This is a genomic window from Chelatococcus albus (assembly GCF_030067675.1).
Lineage (GTDB): Bacteria > Pseudomonadota > Alphaproteobacteria > Rhizobiales > Beijerinckiaceae > Chelatococcus_A > Chelatococcus_A albus.
In genome coordinates this window covers 41,767-61,964 of sequence record NZ_JASJEV010000013.1, presented here as the reverse complement: position 1 = coordinate 61,964, position 20,198 = coordinate 41,767, and the positions used below count along the sequence as shown (strand labels likewise).

Annotated in this window: 20 protein-coding genes and 1 tRNA gene; 7 read left to right on the top strand and 14 right to left on the bottom strand. The window is 69.8% G+C overall.

Translation table 11 applies throughout. The features are described 5' to 3' along the window. Positions 1–203: 203 nt before the first annotated feature. The 4 genes from gltX to QNA08_RS16585 form a co-directional block, all read right to left on the bottom strand. Positions 204–1,544: a glutamate--tRNA ligase gene (gene gltX, locus QNA08_RS16600; RefSeq protein WP_283741840.1), complete on the bottom strand. Its 1,341-nt coding sequence runs from the start codon at positions 1,542–1,544 to the stop codon at positions 204–206. 24 nt (positions 1,545–1,568) lie between these two features. Continuing rightward, positions 1,569–3,311: an NAD+ synthase gene (locus QNA08_RS16595; protein WP_283741839.1), complete on the bottom strand. Its 1,743-nt coding sequence runs from the start codon at positions 3,309–3,311 to the stop codon at positions 1,569–1,571. 63 nt (positions 3,312–3,374) lie between these two features. Continuing rightward, positions 3,375–3,728, bottom strand: a complete 354-nt coding sequence (locus tag QNA08_RS16590; protein ID WP_283741838.1) for a diacylglycerol kinase — start codon at positions 3,726–3,728, stop codon at positions 3,375–3,377. 89 nt (positions 3,729–3,817) lie between these two features. Further along, the gene (locus tag QNA08_RS16585) at positions 3,818–4,615 is read right to left on the bottom strand and encodes a DODA-type extradiol aromatic ring-opening family dioxygenase (RefSeq protein WP_479688868.1); all 798 of its coding nucleotides are present in this window, start codon (positions 4,613–4,615) and stop codon (positions 3,818–3,820) included. Between the two features lie 335 nt (positions 4,616–4,950). On the opposite strand from QNA08_RS16585, the gene QNA08_RS19065 reads away from it, so the two are divergent. After that, on the top strand, positions 4,951–5,568 hold the full coding sequence (locus tag QNA08_RS19065; protein WP_422679937.1) for a zinc-binding dehydrogenase: 618 nt from the start codon (positions 4,951–4,953) through the stop codon (positions 5,566–5,568). Here QNA08_RS19065 and QNA08_RS16575 read toward each other — a convergent pair. Beyond that, entirely contained in the window at positions 5,519–6,901 is a 1,383-nt protein-coding gene (locus tag QNA08_RS16575) for a class II 3-deoxy-7-phosphoheptulonate synthase (protein WP_283741836.1), read from the bottom strand. The genes QNA08_RS19065 and QNA08_RS16575 overlap by 50 nt on opposite strands. Positions 6,902–7,163: 262 nt before the next feature. On the opposite strand from QNA08_RS16575, the gene QNA08_RS16570 reads away from it, so the two are divergent. Next, entirely contained in the window at positions 7,164–8,366 is a 1,203-nt protein-coding gene (locus QNA08_RS16570; RefSeq protein WP_283741835.1) for an MFS transporter, read from the top strand. A 17-nt stretch (positions 8,367–8,383) separates the two neighbouring features. Here the strand turns inward: QNA08_RS16570 and gor are convergent, their stop codons facing one another. After that, positions 8,384–9,748: a glutathione-disulfide reductase gene (gene gor / locus QNA08_RS16565; protein ID WP_283741834.1), complete on the bottom strand. Its 1,365-nt coding sequence runs from the start codon at positions 9,746–9,748 to the stop codon at positions 8,384–8,386. A 382-nt stretch (positions 9,749–10,130) separates the two neighbouring features. Here gor and QNA08_RS16560 point away from each other — a divergent pair, with 382 nt between their 5' ends. From QNA08_RS16560 to QNA08_RS16550, 3 genes are all read left to right on the top strand, one after another. Then, a complete protein-coding gene (locus tag QNA08_RS16560; RefSeq protein ID WP_422679936.1) occupies positions 10,131–11,099 on the top strand; it encodes a Bug family tripartite tricarboxylate transporter substrate binding protein in 969 nt (322 codons plus the stop codon). A gap of 193 nt (positions 11,100–11,292) precedes the next feature. Continuing rightward, positions 11,293–11,772 (top strand): tripartite tricarboxylate transporter TctB family protein, encoded by a 480-nt coding sequence (locus QNA08_RS16555; protein ID WP_283741833.1) that lies wholly within the window; start codon positions 11,293–11,295, stop codon positions 11,770–11,772. A 9-nt stretch (positions 11,773–11,781) separates the two neighbouring features. Continuing rightward, a complete protein-coding gene (locus tag QNA08_RS16550) occupies positions 11,782–13,284 on the top strand; it encodes a tripartite tricarboxylate transporter permease (protein WP_283741832.1) in 1,503 nt (500 codons plus the stop codon). Between the two features lie 115 nt (positions 13,285–13,399). Here QNA08_RS16550 and QNA08_RS16545 read toward each other — a convergent pair whose 3' ends face one another. From QNA08_RS16545 to QNA08_RS16530, 4 genes are all read right to left on the bottom strand, one after another. Beyond that, a complete protein-coding gene (locus QNA08_RS16545) occupies positions 13,400–13,903 on the bottom strand; it encodes a DUF2059 domain-containing protein (protein ID WP_283741831.1) in 504 nt (167 codons plus the stop codon). 38 nt (positions 13,904–13,941) lie between these two features. After that, positions 13,942–14,640 carry a ribose-5-phosphate isomerase RpiA gene (gene rpiA, locus QNA08_RS16540; RefSeq protein WP_283741830.1) on the bottom strand — a complete coding sequence of 233 codons (699 nt, stop codon included), beginning with the start codon at positions 14,638–14,640 and terminating at the stop codon, positions 13,942–13,944. Beyond that, positions 14,637–16,085 (bottom strand): NAD-dependent succinate-semialdehyde dehydrogenase, encoded by a 1,449-nt coding sequence (locus QNA08_RS16535; protein ID WP_283741829.1) that lies wholly within the window; start codon positions 16,083–16,085, stop codon positions 14,637–14,639. Before QNA08_RS16535 ends, rpiA begins: the two co-directional genes overlap by 4 nt. A 253-nt stretch (positions 16,086–16,338) precedes the next feature. Beyond that, positions 16,339–16,806: a hypothetical protein gene (locus QNA08_RS16530; protein WP_283741828.1), complete on the bottom strand. Its 468-nt coding sequence runs from the start codon at positions 16,804–16,806 to the stop codon at positions 16,339–16,341. A 98-nt stretch (positions 16,807–16,904) separates the two neighbouring features. On the opposite strand from QNA08_RS16530, the gene gph reads away from it, so the two are divergent. Beyond that, entirely contained in the window at positions 16,905–17,600 is a 696-nt protein-coding gene (gene gph, locus QNA08_RS16525) for a phosphoglycolate phosphatase (protein WP_283741827.1), read from the top strand. A 6-nt stretch (positions 17,601–17,606) separates the two neighbouring features. Here the strand turns inward: gph and QNA08_RS16520 are convergent, their stop codons facing one another. From QNA08_RS16520 to QNA08_RS16510, 3 genes are all read right to left on the bottom strand, one after another. Beyond that, positions 17,607–18,215, bottom strand: coding sequence for an SCO family protein (locus QNA08_RS16520; RefSeq protein ID WP_283741826.1), 609 nt, complete (start codon positions 18,213–18,215; stop codon positions 17,607–17,609). Positions 18,216–18,220: 5 nt separating this feature from the next. After that, positions 18,221–18,772 carry a copper chaperone PCu(A)C gene (locus tag QNA08_RS16515; protein WP_283741825.1) on the bottom strand — a complete coding sequence of 184 codons (552 nt, stop codon included), beginning with the start codon at positions 18,770–18,772 and terminating at the stop codon, positions 18,221–18,223. A gap of 67 nt (positions 18,773–18,839) precedes the next feature. Beyond that, positions 18,840–19,238: a hypothetical protein gene (locus tag QNA08_RS16510; protein WP_283741824.1), complete on the bottom strand. Its 399-nt coding sequence runs from the start codon at positions 19,236–19,238 to the stop codon at positions 18,840–18,842. A 191-nt stretch (positions 19,239–19,429) separates the two neighbouring features. On the opposite strand from QNA08_RS16510, the gene QNA08_RS16505 reads away from it, so the two are divergent. Beyond that, positions 19,430–19,504, top strand: a tRNA-Val gene (locus tag QNA08_RS16505). A 148-nt stretch (positions 19,505–19,652) separates the two neighbouring features. On the opposite strand, the gene QNA08_RS16500 is transcribed toward QNA08_RS16505, so the two are convergent. Then, complete coding sequence (locus QNA08_RS16500) at positions 19,653–20,030, bottom strand: Spy/CpxP family protein refolding chaperone (RefSeq protein ID WP_283741823.1); 378 nt, start codon at positions 20,028–20,030, stop codon at positions 19,653–19,655. Between the last annotated feature and the right edge of the window lie 168 nt (positions 20,031–20,198).

Here is a 20,198-nt window from a genome sequence, read left to right as displayed (position 1 = left end):
CGGGCGGCGATCCCGGCCGGTCGTCGGTCTGACCGGAACGGCGCGTCGGCAGCGAGCCTGGAATCCGGAACCGACGCGGATGCGCCGGAGGGCGCGCCGTCCGGCGGGCCCCGGCCTCCGCCGAGATCGCTTCTGCATCACGGAAAGCGGCTATGCCGCCTGCGGGATGACGGGCAGGTTCCCGCGGGACCTGCCCCGGCCGCTCAGGCCCGCTCGCCGCGCAGGCGGGCGCAGGCCTTCGCCCCGCCGATCAGCGGCAGGAGGGCGGCGAGTTCGGGGCCGTGGTCACGCGCCGTGAGCGCGAAGCGCAGGGGCATGAACAGGTCGCGGCCCTTGGCGCCGGTGACGGACTTGACGGCCTCCGTCCACTCCTTCCAGGTCGTCGCGTTCCAGGGCTCGGGCGGCAGGAGATCCGCCGCCTGCGCCGTGAAGGCGTGGTTCTCGATCACGGGGTCGATCGGCCCTTCCACAACGCGCCACCACTCCACCGCGTCCGTGAGGCGCTCCAGATTGCCCCGCACGGCGAGCCAGAAGGCGTCACCGCCTTCGACGCCGAGGGCTGCCAGCCTGTCGCGCACCGCCGACAGGGGCAGCATGTGCAGGAGCCTGGCGTTGAGCGCGACGAGCTCCGCCTCGTCGAACTTGGCCGGCGCGCGCGAGATATGCGCAAGGTCGAGGAGGGAGGCGAGCTCGTCGAGCGAGAGAACGGGGCGCACCGCCTCGGCCGAACCGACCAGCACGGCGAGCGCCGCCACCGCCAGGGGTTCGAGCCCGGTCTCCCGCAGGCCCTTCAGCGAGAGATGGCCTAGGCGCTTCGACAGTCCCTCCCCGCTCGCCGTGGTGAGCAGATTGTGATGCCCGAAGGCCGGTGCCGTACCGCCCAGCGCCTCGAAGAGCTGGATCTGCACCGCCGTGTTGGTGACATGGTCCTCGCCGCGGATGACCTGCGTGATGCCGAGGTCGAGGTCGTCCACCACGGACGGCAGCGTGTAGAGATAGGTGCCGTCCTCGCGGCGCAGCACAGGGTCGGACAGCGACGCGCAGTCGACATGGCATTCCCCGCGCACGAGGTCGCGCCAGGCAACGGTGCGATGATCAAGCAGGAAGCGCCAGTGCGGCCGGCGCCCCTGCGCCTCGAGCCGGGCCCTCTCCTCGGCGCCGAGCTTCAGGGCGGCACGGTCGTAGACCGGCGGAAGGCCGCGGGCGAGCTGGCGCTTGCGCCGGCGCTCCAGCTCGTCGGGCGTCTCGTAGCAGGGATAAAGCCGCCCCTGGGCAACAAGCTTCTCCACGGCCGCGTCGTAAAGGTGGAGGCGCTCGCTCTGGCGCAGCGTCCGGTCGGGGCGTATGCCGAGCCAGGCGAGGTCATCCGCGATCGCCTCGGCGAACTCGGCCCTGGAGCGTGCGACGTCGGTATCGTCGAGGCGCAGCACGAAGGTGCCGCCGCCGCGCTTGGCCACGAGCCAGTTGATCAGCGCCGTGCGGGCGTTGCCGATGTGCAGGAGCCCGGTCGGCGACGGCGCGAAGCGGACGATGGGAGCAGACATGGCAAGGCTCGCAAGTCGCAAGGCTCAGAGATCGAAGGCGTCGCTGCTCATGGCTCCGTTCTTCGGCGCGAGAGCCGGATCGGCCCGGAACGCCTCTTCGCCTCCGTCCCGGAAGCGATTGACGATCGGGTAGCGCCGATCGCGGCCGAAGTTCTTCTTCGTCACCTTCACGCCGGGCGCCGCCTGGCGACGCTTGTATTCGGCGAGGTAGAGCAGGCGCTCGACCTTCTTCACCGTGTCGGGATCGTGGCCCCGGGCGACGACGTCGGAGACGCGCATCTCCTTCTCGACCAGGCAGGCGAGAATGTCGTCGAGCACGTCGTAGGGGGGCAGCGAGTCCTGGTCCTTCTGGTTCTCGCGCAGCTCGGCCGTCGGCGCCTTGACGAGGATGTTCTGCGGGATGACCGTACCGTCCGGCCCGAGCGCTCCTTGCGGCTTCCACCGGTTGCGCAGGGCCGACAGCCGGTAGACCTCGGTCTTGTAGAGGTCCTTGATCGGGTTGAAGCCTCCGTTCATGTCGCCGTAGAGAGTGGCATAACCCGCCGACATCTCGGACTTGTTGCCGGTGGTCACCACCATCGGGCCGAACTTGTTGGAAATCGACATCAGGATGGTGCCGCGGGCGCGGCTCTGCATGTTCTCCTCGGTGATGTCACGCGCCCGCCCGTCGAAGAGCGGCTTGAGCACCGACTCGAGCCCCTCCACCGCTTCGGCGATGGGCACGATGTCGTAGCGCACCCCCAGCGCCTCGGCGCAGCCCGCCGCGTCGCTCAGGCTTTCATTCGAAGTGTACCGGTAGGGCAGCATGACGCAGTGCACGCGCTCGGCGCCGAGCGCATCCACCGCAATCGCGGCGCAGAGCGCGGAATCGACGCCACCCGACAGGCCGAGTACGACGCCGGGAAAGCGGTTCTTCTCGACATAATCGCGCAGGCCGAGCACGCAGGCGGCATAGTCCGCCTCGTCCCCCTCCTCCACCGTCACCTTCGGGGCCGTGACGCAACGCCACCTTCCCTGTTCGCGAGCCCATTCCGTCAGCACCACGGTCTCGCGGAAGGCGGGAAGCTGGCAGGCGAGTGACGAATCGGCATTGAGCACGAAGGACGCCCCGTCAAAGACGAGCTCGTCCTGGCCGCCGACCTGGTTGAGATAGACGAGCGGCAGGCCACTTTCAGCGACGCGCGCGACGGCGATGTTCAGCCGCTCCTCCGTCTTGTCGCGCCAATAGGGCGATCCGTTGGGCACGAGCAGGATTTCCCCGCCGGTCTCGGCGAGACACTCGACGACCTCCTCGCCCCAGATGTCCTCGCAGATCGGGATGCCCACGCGGATGCCGCGGACGACCACCGGCCCCGGCAGGGGGCCGGCGGCGAAGACGCGCTTCTCGTCGAAGACGCCGTAGTTCGGCAGGTCGACCTTGAAGCGCACGCTTGCGATGACACCCCCGTCGAGCACGGCGAAGGCGTTGTAGAGGAGGCCGTTCTCCACCCAGGGCAGGCCGATGAGCACTGCCGGCCCCCCGTCCGCCGTCTCGCGCGCCAGATCCTCGCAGGCCTTGCGGCAGGCATCCTGGAAGGCTGGCTTGAGCACGAGGTCTTCCGGCGGGTAGCCGGCAAGGAACAGCTCGGAGAAGAACACCGCATCGGCGCCGAGCCGGGCCGCGGAGACGCGGGCCTTGCGCGCCTTGTCCAGATTGCCGGCGACGTCGCCGACCGTGGGGTTCAACTGCGCAAGCGCCAGGCGAAAGCTGTCGGGTGTGGCCGTCATGGCCACGGGTTTACCGCGCTGCCCGCCGGGCGGCAATGCGGCTCTTGCTCAGCGGGCGGCGCTCTACAGCAAGCCCAGGCGTTCGGCGACCGCCGCGCCCCACACAAGGGCCGCGAGGATGAGCGCGCAGAACACGGCGGCGGAACCGAGGTCCTTGACGATGCCGATCCTTGGATGCGGCTCGGGTGTGACATGGTCGGCGAGCTTCTCAAGAGCCGTATTCAGTAACTCGGCGGTCAGCACCAGGAGAATCGTGCAGACGAGGCCGACACGCAGCCACAGCTTCTCCGTAACCACGGCGGCCAGCGGCAGTGCGAGGAGCAGGAGCACGAGCTCCTGCCGCACGGCGCGCTCCGATCGCACCGCGAAGACCAGCCCTCGCAGGGAATTGCGCAGTGCCAGGACGATCTCGTGCAATCCCGCCATCCGTTGCCGGCCAGCCCGCCGCACCATGCAACGGTTCCGTTAGCATTTCGAAAACGCGCGACCGAGCCGCCAGCCCGACGTCAGTTGAAGCGATAGGCGTCCATCATCAGCACGCCGTATTGCTCGCTCGTGTGCACACGCTCGCCATGTGCGCCCTGCCCTGCAGCGCCCATGGCGACAAAGAGCGGCAGGAAGTGTTCCTCCGTCGGGTGGTTCTCGGCGCCATGGGGAGCGCGCTCGCGATAGGCGAGGAGATCGTCGGTCGCGCCAGCCTGCACACTGTCCTTCACCCACTCCCCGAAGTCCTTCACCCAGTCGGGGGCGGGGGCATCGAGGGGATAGCCCTTGCCGAAGAACTCGTGGAGATTGTGGGTGATGGCGCCGGAGCCCACGATCAGCACCCCTTCCTCGCGCAGCGGCGCCAGGGCTGCACCGAGCTTCAGGTGGTGCGCCGGCCCCAGATCGGGCTGCACGGACAGCTGCACAACCGGAATATCGGCCTGCGGATAGAGAAGCGCGAGCGGCACCCAGGTGCCGTGATCGTAGCCCCGCCCTCGCACGGCGGCGGCCGCAAAGCCCGCGTCCTGCAGGAGGCCGGCCGCCCGGACGGCGAGCGACGGGTCGCCCGGCGCATCGTAGGTCATCCGGTAGAGTTCGGGCTCGAAGCCGCCGAAGTCGTGGATCGTCCCCGGCCACTCGTCGGCCGTCAGCAGCGGCTGCGGCGCGGCGAAATGCGCCGTGGCGACGAGGATCGCGCGCGGCCGCGGCAAGGTCCGGCCGAAGGCCGCAAGGAAGCGCCGCGCCGCCGTGTTGTGCAGCACGAGGTTCGGCGCGCCGTGCGAGACGAAGAGCGTGGGTAGTGCCGACATTGCCGACATGGGAGCCTCCGAGGCCCTTCATATCGCTCGGCGGTGGAGCAATGGAAGGGCCAGAATCGCCAGCGCCAGCTTGCGGAAACGCAAGTTCGGAGGCTCTCGAACAGCACGAACTCGCGGAACCGGCGGAGGCACGGCATCGGGACATCCCCGCCGGCACGGCCGTCCTGCTCGGATAGACCCTGCGGGCGACGACGCCATCCATCTCCAGTTCGCGCAAGGCCTTGGCCCGGCAAGGGAGCAGCGGGCGGGGCCGGCTCCATGGCCGTGCAGCTCGCGCGGCGCCTGCCGCCGCTCACCGTCGTCGGCACGACCTCGCGGCCTCGGTCGCGGCCCGGGTGAAGGAACTCGGCGCCCATCACGTCATCGACCACGGCAAGCCGCTGTCCGAGGACCTGAAGCGCATCGGCGCGGGCGAGGTCGACCATGTCTTCTCACTCACGCGGACGGACGAGCATTGGGCCGAGATCGTCGCCTCGATGAAGCCGCGGGGCCGCATTGCCGTGATCGACGATCCCGCATCACCGCTCGACGTCATGGCGCTGAAGGCAAAGAGCCTCGCCTTCTTCTGGGAGATGATGTTCACGCGCTCCATGTTCGGCACGCCCGACATGGAGGCCCGGCACCACCTGCTTGCGGAGCTGGCGCCCTTGTCGACGAGGGACTCGTCAGGACGACAGCCCAGGCCGTCTTCCGCCCCATCGACGCGCCGACCCTGCGCCGCGCCCACGCCGCCATCGAGAGCGGACGCACGGTGGGCAAGATCATGCTGGAAGGCTTCCAGCCATCTTGAAACGTCGACGGCCCCCACGGGAGAGCCAGCTCTTCCGCCGGAACGTCCGGCGCCGACGAAAAAAGGGGCGGCCCCTCGGGCAGCCCCCGATGCTCATCCGCGGCGAGCAGCCGTCATTCGGCGGCCTCGGCCTGGCGCGGCTTGCCGGCGCGCTCGGCCTTGAGCAGCTCGGCCACGAGGAAGGCGAGCTCCAGCGCCTGCTCGGCGTTGAGGCGCGGATCGCAGTGGGTATGGTAGCGGTCCTGCAGCTCGGCGTCGGTGATGGCCCGGGCGCCACCCGTGCATTCGGTCACGTTCTTGCCGGTCATCTCGAGGTGGATGCCGCCGGCGTAGGTGCCCTCTGCCTGATGCACCGCGAAGAAGTTCTTCACCTCCTGCAGGATGAGGTCGAAGGGACGTGTCTTGTAGCCGCTCGCGGCCTTGACCGTGTTGCCGTGCATGGGATCGCACGACCAGACGACGGTGCGTCCTTCCGCCTTCACCGCGCGCACGAGGGCCGGCAGGTGCTCGAAGACCTTGTCGGCGCCGAAGCGGCCGATGAGGGTCAGACGCCCCGGCTCATTCTCCGGATTGAGCACGTCGATGAGCTTGAGAAGCTCGTCCGGCTTCAGCGAGGGGCCGCATTTCAGGCCAATGGGATTCCTGATGCCGCGGAAGTACTCGACATGGGCGTGGTCGAGCTGGCGCGTGCGATCGCCGATCCAGATCATGTGGCCGGAGGTCGCGTACCAGTCGCCCGAGGTCGAGTCGACGCGCGTCATTGCCTGCTCGTAGCCGAGGAGCAGCGCCTCGTGACTCGTGTAGAAGTCCGTCGTGCGCATCTCGGGATGCGTCTCGGGGTCGACGCCGATGGCGCGCATGAAGTCGAGCGCCTCGGTGATGCGGTCGGCGAGTTCCTGATAGCGGCCGGACTGCGGGCTGTCCTTGACGAAGCCGAGCATCCAGCGGTGGGCGTTGTCGAGGTTGGCGTAGCCGCCCTGGGCGAAGGCGCGCAGGAGGTTCAGCGTCGCCGCAGCCTGGCGGTAGACCATGAGCTGCCGGCGCGGATCGGGCGTGCGCGCCTCGCTCGTGAACTCGATGCCGTTGATGACGTCGCCGCGGTAGCTCGGCAGCTCCACGTCGCCGATCTTCTCGGTGGGAGCCGAGCGGGGCTTGGCGAACTGGCCTGCGATGCGGCCCACCTTCACCACGGGCGAGGCGCCGGCGAAGGTGAGCACCACCGCCATCTGCAGGAACAGGCGGAAGAAATCGCGGATGTTGTCGGCGGAGTGCTCGGCGAAGCTCTCGGCGCAGTCGCCGCCCTGCAGCAGGAAAGCCTCGCCGGCCGCGACCTTGGCAAGCGCCTTCTTCAGCTTGCGCGCCTCGCCTGCAAAGACGAGCGGGGGAAAGCCGGCGAGCTGCTCCTCAACAGCCTGCAATGCCTCGGGATCCGGATAGACCGGAACCTGCTGGATCGGTTTCGTTCTCCAGCTCGACGGCGTCCACCGCTCGGTCATGGTTCTAACTCCCGCCGGGATCACGTCTGCTGCAACCCCATCATCGTAGCGCCAGAAAGGCCGCGCTTATACACGAAGTCGGCAGTACAGGCGACTGCGTCATCGTTGCGGCCGGGCGACCACACGGGCGGGGCGCGCCCTCGCCGGAAATGCATGGCAGTCCCGCCGTGGCGGCGCTAGCAGTGAAACGCAGTCCTGCCGCAAAGTCTCCGCATCGAGGCACAGCCGTCCCGCGTCGCTCCCCTCCTGTCAGAGGCTCATCGTGCCTGCCCCCCTCCTCGCCGTCGTTCCGGTTCTCGTCGCCGTATTCATTCTCATCGCCGGCAATGGCCTCCTGACGACCCTGGTGCCCCTGCGCGGCACGCAGGAGGGCTTCTCCCCGACGGATATCGGCGCGATCGGCTCCGTCTATTTCTCCGGCATGCTCATCGGCACCTGGGTGACGCCGGCGATCGTGCGCCGGGCCGGGCATATCCGCGCCTTCTCGGCGCTCGCGGCGGTTGCCGCCGTCGCCTGCCTCGGCTTCGCCATCTTCGTGTCGCCCGTCGTCTGGATGGTGCTGCGCGGGCTGATCGGCTTCTGTTTCGCCGGGCTCTACGCGATCGTGGAGGCGTGGATCAACGCCAAGGCCGACGACGGCAACCGCGGGCGCATGCTCGGCCTCTACAACATCGTCAACTTCTCGGGCTCGGCCAGCGGCCAGCAGCTCCTGCGGCTCGACAGCCCCCGCTCCTTCACGCTCTTCTCCGGCGCCGCCGCCTTCCTCATGTTCGCGCTCGTGCCGCTCGCCATGACGCGGGCCGAGGCACCGCCCCTCCCGGCCAAGGGCCGGCTCGACATCCTCGGCCTCTTCCGCACGAGCCCGATCGGCGCCGTGGGCATCCTGCTCGTGGGCTTCGCCAACGGCGCCTTCTGGTCGCTCGCCCCGGCCTATGTGGAGCGCATGTCGCTCGGGGCGACGGTCGTCGCCAGCTTCATGACGGCAATGATCGTCGGCTCGGCCACGGGCCCCTATCCCATCGGCCGCCTGTCCGACGTGGTGGACCGGCGCATCGTCATCATGACGGTCTCGGCGCTTGCGATGGCGGTGGAGATCGCCCTCGTCGTCGCCGGCAAGGGACCGCCGACGCTCCTCTACGGGCTCGCCTTCGCGCTAGGCCTCTTCACATCGGTCGTCTATCCGCTGATCTCGGCCCATGCCAACGACCGGCAGGCGCAGGAAGGGGCCGTGCACCTGTCGAGCACCCTGCTCTTCCTCTATTGCATCGGCGCTGTCGTCGGCCCGTCCCTCGCGTCGTTCCTGATGACGAGCTTCGGCGACCGCATGCTCTTCGTGCACAATGCCGCCATCCACGCGGTGCTCGCCGGCTTCGTGCTGTGGCGCATGTTCGAGCGCGCGGCGCCGGACCTGCGCCTCGAACGCGAGGAGCCGCCGGGAACGGCGGCCCACCACCCCGTGCCCTGAACCGACCCGCTCATGCGTCAGGCGCGCGGGAGCGGCGTGCGCATGGTGACGAGCTCTTCCGCCGCCGTCGGGTGCAGCGCCATGGTGCGGTCGAAGTCCGCCTTGGTCGCACCCATGGTCACCGCGATGCCGACGAGCTGGATCATCTCGGCCGCGCCCTCGCCTAGGATGTGCACGCCCACCACCTTGTCGCTCGCGCCGTCGACGAGGATCTTCATCATCATCCGCTCGTCGCGGCCGGAGAGTGTGGCCTTCATGGTGCGGAAGGCGGAGCGATAGACGACGACGTCGCAGCGCTCCCGCGCCTCGCTTTCCGTCAGGCCGACAGTGCCGATCTCGGGCGTGGAGAACACGGCCGTCGGGATGAGGGAGTGGTCGACGCTCGTCGGCCGGCCGCCGAACAGGGAATCGGCAAAGGCATGTCCCTCGCGAATGGCGACGGGCGTGAGGTTGACCCGATCGGTCACGTCGCCGACCGCGTAGATCGACGGCACGCTCGAGCGGGAAGCGCCATCGACGAAGACGGCGCCGTTGCCGTTCATCCGGACGCCGGCCGCCTCCAGCCCCAGGTTCGCGGTGTTCGGCCGGCGGCCGGTGGCGATCATGATCTGGTCGGCGGCGAGCCGCGAGCCGTCATCGAGCGTCGCGACGAGTTCTTCCCCGCCCCGGTCGATGCGCGTGATCGTGCGCGACAGGGCGAGCTTGATGCCGCGCCTGGCGTAGGCCTCCGTAAGGCCCTCGCGCAGGTCCTCGTCGAAGCCCCTCAGGAGCTTGTCGCCCCGGTGGACGAGCGTCGTCTGGACACCGAGGCCGGCGAAGATGCCGGCGAATTCCACCGCGATGTAGCCCGCGCCGACGACGATGATGCGCCTGGGCAGCTCCTCCAGGTGGAACGCCTCGTTCGAGGTGATGGCAAGGTCCACGCCGGGAATGGCCGGCTCCTTCACCGGATAGCCACCGGTGGCGACGAGGATCGTGCGCGCCCGCACGCGCGCGCCCGTCTTCAGCAGGCGCACGGTGTGCGGATCCTCGATCACGGCGCGGCTGTCGACCAGTTCGACGCCGGCCCGCTCCAGATTGGTCCGGTAGATGCGCTCCAGGCGAGCGATTTCCGCGTCCTTGTTCCTGACGAGCGTCGGCCAGTCGAACGAGGCCTTGGCGAGGCTCCAGCCGTAGCCGGCGGCGTCCTCGAATTCGTCGGTGAAGCGGCTCGCGTAGACGAAGAGCTTCTTCGGCACGCAGCCGCGGATCACGCAGGTGCCGCCGAAGCGGTACTCCTCGGCGATCATCACCTTCGCCCCGTGGCCGGCCGCGATGCGCGCCGCGCGCACGCCGCCCGAACCGCCCCCGATGACGAAGAGATCGACGTCGAAATCGCTCATGATTCTCCCTTTCACCGACGCCCGGCCATCGCGCCCGACCATGCTTCAAGAGACATGGTGAGTAGCCGGGTTGCGGCACGTGCGCCAGCACACGGCGCGCATCCCCGGCGGTCGGCGCATGCCCGCCATCGCTCGCCTCCGATGTCCGCCCTCCTCCTCCGCATTCGCTCCTCGGGCCGCGCAGGCCGATACCGGGGAACGGCGCCGCCCCCGCTCCCCAGGCTGGGTCTGGACAGGCTCCACCGCAGAGATGACTGGCGGCCGGACGAAATATGTCAATAAAGTGTTTAGTGCGATGAACTTGAGAGCCGGGAAGGCCGCCGATAGGTTTTGCGCCCCCGCAATAACCACATGGGCAGGCCGGGGAAATCGGGAGGATCGGATGACAGCCTTTGGTAGGACCCTGGCGCGCGGCCTCGTGGCCACGGTTGCCGCCGTCGGCTTCGCGACGGCAGCCTTCGCGCAGATGGAACTGAAGATCATGGCTCCCGCGGCGCCTGGCGGCGGCTGGGACCAGACGGCCCGCGCCATGCAGGCCGCGCTGACGCAGGCGGGCGCGGCCAAGAGCGTGCAGGTCACCAACGTTCCGGGTGCCGGCGGCACGGTGGGCCTCGCGCAGTTCGTGACCGGCGCGAAGGGCGACGGCTCGCAGCTCATGGTCAACGGCTTCGTGATGGTGGGCGCCATCATCACGAACAAGTCGCCGGTGACGCTCGAACAGGTTACGCCCATCGCGCGGCTCACGGGCGAGAATCAGGCGATCGTCGTGCCGGCGAACTCGCCGATCAAGGATGCGAAGGATCTCGCCGCCGCCCTGAAGGCCGACCCGGCCAAGGTGACCTGGGCCGGCGGTTCGGCCGGGGGCACCGACCACATCATGGTCGGCCTCTTCGCCCAGGCCGTCGGCGTCGACCCCACCAAGATCAACTACATCCCCTTCTCCGGCGGCGGAGAGGCGCTGGCGGCAATCCTCGGCGGCAAGGTGACGGCCGGCGTGTCCGGTTACGGCGAGTTCGAGGGCCAGATCAAGGCCGGCAAGCTGCGCCTCATCGGCATCGCCTCGGACAAGCGTGCGCCCAACGTCGACGGCCCGACCCTGAAGGAGCAGGGCATCGCGCTCGAGATCGTCAACTGGCGCTCGGTCGTCGCCCCGCCCGGCATCACGGCGGACCAGAAGAAGGCCCTCATCGAGGCCATCGACAAGATGGTCAAGTCGCCCCAGTGGCAGGAAACGCTGAAGGCCAAGGGCTGGGACGACGCCTATATGGCCGGCGACGCCTTCGCGACCTTCCTGAAGAACGAGCAGACGCGCGTCGGCGACGTGCTGAAGTCGATCGGCCTCGCCAAGTGAGGCCCCGGGGGCTGCGGCGGCACCGCAGCCCCCTTCTCCCACCGATCCGCGTGAACGACCCGCCGCTCGACCGCGGCTGGGTGGGATCTCCGATCTGTCATACACTCGCATCGGCCGGCGCGATCTCGGCGAGCCGGATCCCCGGTTTCGGCCGGAACGGCTGGCTTCACGCCCTGCCGCGGGAGCACCGAACATGGAACACGCGCACCCCGGACGTCGGCCGGACTGGGCCGCCCTGCTGATCGCCGTCGGTCTCTTGGCCCTCGCCGGCGTCGTCGCCTGGTCGGCGAGCGCGGCGACGGCGGGGCCGGGCTATGCGCGCATCGGCCCCAATGCCGCCTCCTACGTCGTCGCCGCCGGTCTTGCGATCCTCGGCCTCGCGACGGTCGTCGCGGCCTTCCGCGGCGACATCCCGAAGCCCGAAGCCTTCGATCCGATGGCCGTTTGCCTCATCCTCGCCGGCCTGTTGTCGCTCATCGGCGTCATCTCGGTCGGCGGCGGCTTCATCATCGCGGTGACGCTCCTCTTCGCGCTGACGGCGCGCGCCTTCGGGCGTGCGGCCTTCCTCACCGACCTCGGGATCGGCGCGGCGCTCGGCCTCATCGCCTATCTCGGCTTCACCAGGCTTCTGTCCCTCTCGCTGCCCCAGGGGCCGCTCGAGCACCTGTTCTGAGGACCGGACATGCTGGATCAGCTCGCGGCCCTCGGCCAAGGCTTCCTCGTCGCCCTGCAGCCGGCGAAGCTCCTCTTCGCCCTCGTCGGCGTCTTTCTCGGCACGGCCGTCGGCGTCCTGCCCGGCATCGGCCCGGCGCTCACCGTCGCCCTTCTCCTGCCCGTCACCTTCAAGATGGACCCGACGGGTTCGCTCATCATGTTCGCCGGCATCTACTACGGCGGCATGTACGGCGGCTCGACCACGTCGATCCTCATCAACACGCCCGGCGAAAGCGCCTCGATGATCACGGCGCTCGAGGGGAACAAGATGGCCAAGGCCGGCCGCGGCGGCCCGGCGCTCGCCACCGCCGCCCTCGGGTCGTTCGTGGCGGGCACGGTGGCGACGGTCGGGCTCGCCTTCTTCGCCCCCGCCCTCGTCGATCTCGCCGTCCAGTTCGGCCCCGCCGACTATTTCGCCCTCATGGTGCTCGCCTTCGTCACCGTGTCGGCCACCTTCGGCGACTCGCCCTTGCGAGGGCTCACGAGCCTCTTCCTCGGCCTCCTGCTCGGGCTCGTCGGCATCGACGCGCTCACGGGCCAGGCGCGCCTGACCTTCGGCGTGCCGGAGCTCCTCGACGGCGTGGAGGTGACGACGCTCGCGGTCGGGCTCTTCGCCGTCGGCGAGGCGCTCTTCGTCGCCTCCCGCCGCAAGTACGCGCCGGAGGAGATCGAGCCGGTGCGCGGGTCGCTGTGGATGACGAAGGAGGACTGGAAGCGCTCGTGGAAGCCGTGGCTGCGCGGCACGGCCCTCGGCTTCCCCATCGGCGCGCTGCCGGCGGGCGGCGCGGAAATCCCGACCTTCATGTCCTACACGATCGAGAAGAAGCTCTCGAAGCACCCCGAGGAGTTCGGCAAGGGCGCCATCGAGGGCGTCGCCGGCCCGGAGGCGGCGAACAACGCCTCCGCCGCAGGCACGCTGATGCCGCTTCTCACGCTCGGCCTGCCGACCTCGGCGACGGCGGCCATCCTGCTCGCCGGCTTCCAGCAATACGGCCTCAATCCCGGACCGCTCCTCTTCGCGGAGAAGCCGGACCTCGTCTGGGGCCTCATCGCGAGTCTCTTCGTCGCCAACGTGATGCTGGTGGTCCTCAACCTGCCGCTCGTCGGCCTGTGGGTGCGGCTCCTCGCCATTCCCCAGCCCTGGCTCTATGCAGGCATTCTCGTCTTCGCCTCCGTGGGCACGATCGCGGCCAACCCCTCGCCGGTCGAGCTCATCATGCTCGCCCTCTTCGGCGTCCTCGGCTTCCTGATGCGGCGCTACGACTATCCGATCGCGCCGATGGTCGTCGGCCTCATCCTGGGCCCGATGGCGGAAACCCAGCTCCGGCGGGCGCTCGCCATCAGCCTGGGCGACCCCGCCGTGCTGATCGAGAGCCCGCTTGCGGCGACGCTCCTCGTGATCGCGCTCATCGCGCTCGTCGCGCCATACTTCCTCAAGGGGCTCGAGCGCTTCAAGGCGGCGGAGGATTGACGCTCGTCAGGCCCTGCACGGGCCGCGCGGCGACAGGCACGTCAGGAACAGGCAAGAAGAAACCCGCCGTCTTCCGCGGCGGGTTTCTTGCGGGTCAGGCCGGCAGGGCGAGCCCTCAGAGCTCATGGCCCTTCTTCTTCATCTCGGCACGCACGCGGGTGATGACGAACTCCGACGTCTTCTGCACCCAGTCACGCATTTCGTTGAAGAGCTCGTCGAGCACCTGCGGCTGGGTCGACACGTAGCGCTGCCCGGCCGGCGACTTGAAGAAGGCGCCCACCTCCTTGAGCTCGGCCTCGTTCATGCGCCCGGCGAGGACGCGCGCGGCGGTCGTCACCATCTCGTCCTTCTGCTTCTCGAGCTCGGGCTTGAGCTGGTCGAGCACGGCATTGAGATCGGCCGCGATCTCCGGCCGGGTGACGTAGATCTGGCGGACCTGGTCGCCGAAGGTCGGCAGCATGGCATCGAAGGAGCGCGACATGCCCGAGGCCAGCACGACCTCGCGCGCCGCCTGAAGATGCGAGGGCGCGGTGGCCGTGGCGGTCTGCGCCGAGGCCGCGCCGCCCGCGAGCGCGAGAACGAGCGAAGCGGCGGCGACACGGGTGAGGAAGCGGTTCATCGGGGCGTTCTCCCTGGAAGTCCGGAGCGTGGCAGTTATCAGAGGCGGCCGAGTTCGGCGAGGCCTTCCTCGCTCGCCACGACGGCGCCGGTGGCGAGGCCCAGGAAAAGGCCATGGTCGACGACGCCGGGCACCGTCGCGAGGGCGCCGGCCAGCGCCTCGGGATCCTCGATGCGCCCGAAGGCGCCGTCGAGGATGTAATGCCCGCCGTCCGTGACGAAGGGGGCCCCGTCGGGGGCGCTGCGCAGGCTCAGCGCGCCACGGCATCCCGCGCGCTCGGCGGCGGCCGCGACAGCCCGGCGCGTGGCGCCGAGGCCGAAGGGCACGACCTCGATGGGCAGCGGGAAGCGTCCCAGCACGGCGACGCGCTTCGAGCCGTCGGCGATGACGACCATGCGCCGGCTTGCGGCAGCGACGATCTTCTCGCGCAGGAGGGCGCCGCCGCCGCCCTTGATCAGGCGCAGGCGGTCGTCGAGCTCGTCGGCGCCGTCCACGGTGAGATCGAGCTCCGGCGTCTCGTCGAGGGTCGTGAGGCGGATGCCCTCGGCCTCGGCCTGAGCCCGCGTCGCCTCCGAGGTCGGCACCGCGACGACGTCGAGCCCCTCCCGCACACGCGCGCCCAGGAGGGCGACGAAGTGCCTGGCGGTGGAGCCGGTGCCGAGCCCGAGCCGCATGCCGTCGGCAACCAGGGAAACCGCACGCTCCGCCGCGCGGCGCTTCAGTTCTTCGCCCGTCAACGATCCAGTCCCGCCAGAAGAAGATACTTGAGCTCGACAAACTCCTCGATGCCGTGACTGGAGCCTTCGCGGCCGAGGCCGGACTCCTTCACGCCGCCGAAGGGCGCAAGCTCGGTGGAAATGACGCCGGAATTGATGCCGACCATGCCATATTCCAGGGCCTCGGCGACGCGGAACACGCGGCCGAGGTCCCGGGCGTAGAAATAGGCGGCAAGGCCATATTGCGTGGCATTGGCCTGGGCGATCGCATCCGCCTCGTCGGTGAAGCGGTAGACGGGGGCGAGCGGCCCGAAGGTCTCCTCCTGCGTCACCAGCATCTTCGTCGTCACGCCGGCAAGGACAGTCGGCTCGAAAAAGGTGCCACCCAAGGCATGGCGCCTGCCGCCGACCACCACCTTCGCCCCCTGGCCGACGGCGTCGGCGATGTGGCGCTCCACCTTCTCCACCGCCTCTGCGTTGATCAGCGGCCCCTGGGCGACGCCGACCTCGAGGCCGTTGCCGACCTTGAGGTCCATCACCTTCTTGGCGAGCTTCGAGACGAACTCGTCGTAGATGCCGGCCTGGGCGTAGATGCGGTTGGCGCAGACGCAGGTCTGCCCCATGTTGCGGAACTTCGACTGCACGGCGCCTTCGACCGCCGCGTCGATGTCGGCGTCGTCGAAGACGATGAAGGGTGCGTTGCCACCGAGCTCGAGCCCCACCTTCTTCACCGTGGAGGCGGCCTGGCGCATCAGCAGCTTGCCGACCTCCGTCGAGCCGGTGAAGCCGACGAAGCGAACCGCCGGATGCTCGGTCAGGACCTTGCCGATCGCCGGCGCATCGCCGGTGATCAGGTTGAAGGCGCCCGCCGGCAGACCGGCCCGCTCGGCGAGCACGGCGAGCGCCAGCGCGGTGAGCGGCGTCTCGGGTGCGGGCTTGACCACCGCCGTACAGCCGGCGGCGAGCGCCGGCGCCACCTTGCGCGTGATCATCGCCGCCGGGAAGTTCCACGGCGTGATGGCAGCGACGACGCCGATCGGCTGGCGGATGACCATGATGCGCGCGTCAGCGCGGTGGCTCGGAATGGTCTCGCCGTAGATGCGCTTGGCCTCCTCGGCGTAGAACTCGACGAAGGAGGCCGCGTATTCCACCTCGCCGCGCGCCTCGGCGAGCGGCTTGCCCTGCTCGCTCGTCATGATGACGGCGATGTCGTCCTTGTTGGCGAGGATCAGCTCGTACCAGCGGCGCAAGACCGCGGCGCGTTCCCTTGCAGTCTTCCTGGCCCAGGGCGTGAAGGCGGCGGCCGCCGCCTCGACGGCGCGCGTCGCCTCGGCCGCGCCGAAGCGCGGCACGCGCGCCAGAACCTCCCCCGTGGCCGGGTTGTACACGGCGTCGACCGGCTCGCCGATCCATTCGCCCGCGACGTAGCAGCGCTCGACAAGGAGCGAAGAATCCTGAAGCTGCATGGCTCAGCCTCGCAATGAAGCAGGAATGCGTGGGATCGGCCCCGTGTCTAGCACGCGCGGGCGGCCGGCGGGAAGGGAGCCCATGGGCGCACCGCCGGAGGCGGAACCCCGCTTTTGCCTCGCCTGCGGTCTCGCGGAGCCCCCCGGGGGACGGATCGCCGTACCCTGTCATCCCGCCACCGATGAGCGAGCCGGGGATCCGGAACCGACGCGCGGGGTGACGGTCGCCCGTTCCGCGGCCGCTCGGGCCTTCTCAGGGCTTCTTGGCGGAGGCGCCGCCGGCGGGAGACTGCGTGCCCGCGTCGGGCGCCTGGGTGGCGGCCGCGGCCGCGGGCGTGCCGGCCTGGGGCGTGCAGACCACGACCTCGCCGTTGAGCACGTAGCAGACGCTCATCTCGCCGGTGCGGTAGTTGACGCGGAAGACACCCGCCTCGCGCGCATGCTTGGAAGGCACGAGGCCGTATTCGCCCGGCTCCTGCTTGCCGGCCCCCTCGCCCACGGGAAAGCAGAAGGTCACGCCGATCGTGCCGTCCTTCAGGCCGTACTGGCAGGCCCCGACCTCACCGGTGACGCGATCGATGCGATAGATGCGATTGAGGTCGATCTGCGGCGCCGGGACGAAGTCATATTGGCTGGCGGCGGCCGGCGCGGCGCAGACGAGTGTGGCAACGGCAGCCTCGAGGAGGCGGCTGCGGAGGGCGCGGGGGATGGACAGGGTCATGAGCTTCCGGACGAACGGGCGGAACGAATCGTGCGAGCATCATAGCATCGCGGCGCGCCCGCCTTGATTGCGCCGCCCCAAGCCTGTAGCGGCATGTCATGACCACAGCGCCCGTTCCGATCGCCGTCTTCGACCTCGACGGCACGCTCGCCGACACGGCTCCCGATCTCATCGGCACCCTGAACATCATCCTCGCCCGGGAGGGACTGCCCGCTCTGCCCCTGGCGCAGGCGCGCGACCTGATCGGCGCCGGCGCCCGGGCGCTGATCGAGCGCGGCCTTGCCGTCAATGGGCGGACGATCGCACCCGACCACCTCGATGCGCTCTATGCCGACTTCCTGGCGATCTATGCCGACCGCATCGCCGAGGAGACACGGCTCTTCCCGGGTGTCACGGCGGCGCTCGCGCGCCTCACCGCTGCCGGATGGCAGCTCGCCGTTTGCACCAACAAGGTCGCGAGCCATTCAGTGCAGCTCCTCGCTGCCCTCGGCATCGCCGACCGTTTCGCGGCGATCTGCGGGCGTGACAGCTTCCCCTATTGCAAGCCGGACCCGCGCCACCTCACCGCGACCATCGCGCAGGCCGGCGGCGATCCCGCGCGCGCCGTCATGATCGGCGACTCGCGCACGGACATCGACACGGCGCGCGCCGCCGGCATTCCCGTCATCGCCGTGCCCTTCGGCTATACGGACACGGCCGTGACGGCCCTCGGGCCGGACCGGGTGATCGAGCATTTCGACGAATTGTGGGAGGCGGCCTCGGCGCTCCTGCCCGCGGCCACCCCCCTCGCGTGACCGGCGCTAGCCCGCGACGAGCCGGCGCAGCTTCTGGAGCTGCGTTTCCCTGGGCTCCTGATAGTCGAGCACACCGACGAACCGGCCCCGTGCATCCATGAGGTAGACGGAGGCGGTGTGGTTCATCGTGTAGTCGTCGCCGCTCGTGCGCACCTTCATGTAGGTGGCCTTGTAGGCCACCGTCACGGCGTCGATCTCCTCGCGCGTGCCGGTAAGCCCGATGATGCGCGGGTCGAAGGAGCTCAGGTAGGTCGCGAGCAGCTCCCTGGTGTCGCGCTCGGGATCCACCGTGATGAAGAGCACCCTGAGGTCGTCGCCCCGCGGGCCGAGCGCCTTCAGATGTTCCGACAGCTCGAAGAGCGTCGTCGGACAGACGTCGGGGCAATGCGTGAAGCCGAAGAAGACGGCAAAGGGCCGGCCGGCCAGATCGGCGGACGACAACGTCTTCCCCTCGTGCGTCGTGAGCCGGAACGGGCCGCCGACGGCGGCGATGCCGGCGCCTGCCGTGCGCACCGGAGCATTCGGCGCGCCGCGGCTGGCCTGCCAGGCAAGGCCGGCCGCGGCGACAGCGGCGGCGGCCAGGAGCCCCCAGAGGGCGATGCGAAGCTTGCGCATGGCGCTCAGCCACCGTGGCCCTGATGGGCGGCGCCGGAGCCCTGGCCGGCCCCCTGCGCCCCGATCGATTCGACGGCGAATTCGACCGGAATCGTGCCCGCCTTCTCGAACTGCAGCTCGCCCTTGAAGCGCTCGCCCTGCTTGAGCTGCCGCTTCAGCTCGAAGAACATGATGTGATAGCTGCCGGGCTTGAGCTCCACGGCCTCGCCCGGCTTGATGGCGAGGCCCTGCTCCACGGGCCGCATGCGCATGACGCCGTCGACCACGCCCATCTCATGAATCTCGAGGCGTCCGGCGATCTCGGAGGCGCCCCCGATCAGCCGATCCTCGGCGGGGCCGGCATTGCGGATCGTCATGAACCCACCCGCGACCTGCGCACCCGCGGGGGTGGCGCGCGACCACGGCTGGTCGATGGTCAGGGCGCCGGCCCTGAAGTCGTGGGCGAGCGCGGCGCCCGCCGACAGCGTCAGGGCTGCGGCAAGCAGGGCCTCGGTGAGCGACGGGCGGCGGGCGCGGCGGAACGGGGCGGCCGGCCGGCCGACAAGATGGTTTGACATGACATGCTCCAAGCTCGTTGAGCCGCAGCGGAATTGCGCGGCTGGTCGTTGCGTCGGGAAAGGGACGTCAGACGAAGAGCGGAGGACCGCGCGGGGCGGCGACGAGCCCCTTGCGGCCGCGGGGCAGGAGCAGATGCGCATGCGCGATGCGCCCCGCGCGATGTCCGGCAGGCCCGACCGCCGGGCCGGATGCGGATGCGGCGACCACGGCCGGGGCGGCGCCGGCCGCGCATGTCAGGATGCAGGAGAGATCGTGACCGTCGGCGGCCGGTGCCGCCGGCGCGTCCGGCCCGGCCGGCGCCGTCTCGGCCCCGAGCAGGACGCCCGGGCGGCACCAGACCGGCCATGGCGCATCGCCGCCGACCGCCGGCATCGGGCCGCCGAGGCCGACGACGATGGTCTGGACCGCCAGGCAATAGGCGAGAGCCAGGCCGAGGAGCGAGCGGATGGAGCGATGACGCGTCACGGGCAACCCGAATTGAACGGCCGCCTGCTTACCCCGTTCCTCATGGTGGCGCAAAGCGGCCAAAGCCCGCAGCTACGCAGGTCCCCCAAGCGTCGGGGGCCCGGCGCGGACGCGTTGCTCACAGCTTCGGCGCCAGCGATGCACTGGTTGCTTGACGAGCGGGCGCAGCAAACCTAGAAGGCTGCGGCATGGGGCGCGTAGCTCAGCGGAAGAGCACTTCGTTCACACCGAAGGGGTCACAGGTTCGATCCCTGTCGCGCCCACCATCCCCGGCGGTTTCCGCACTTCCCGACATGTCCGGCCTCGCCATCGGCCGTGAGCAGCCCTGCAGTGCGCGGAGCACGCCCTGCCGGGACAACGCGGTCGGGGGAAACGTATCCTGCGATGCGCTCGCGGCGGGGCAGCGGTGCCTTCCTAAAGATCCGGCATCATCAGTTCGATCGCGAGGCCGTGCATGGGCAGCGTCCAGAGCCAGCGTCTGAAGCGCCGCTTCTGCGCGTCGTCGAAGGTCGCATAGAGCGGCGTCAGCGCATCGGCCAGCTCGCGCAGCATGTCGGCGCTCGCGGCCTGCCGGTCGGCGAGGCCGCGCAGGAGAGCCGGCAGGTCGCGGCGGGTGACGTCGGGCCACTCGCCCATGTCCTTGCGCAGGCGCTCAACCACCTTGCGCATCGCCGTCTCCAGCGGCGGCCAGAGTTTCTCCTGTTCAGACGACAGGCGAAGCCCCGCGTGCAGCGCGGCGATTCTCGCGTCGATGAAGGCGTCGACGTCCTCTCGCGCCAGCCAATGAGCCAAGGCCGCCCTGCCTGCTTCGCCCAGGCCTCCCGGTGGCGCACCTGCAGGGCCCGCCCCATGGGCTGATGCCGCGATCAGGCTGCCACCCGCGGCGATCCCGATCAGCCACCGCTTCATCGCTTCGCTCCCGCCCCCTGCCCGAGGACTCGTCCCCCAGCCGGTCGGACA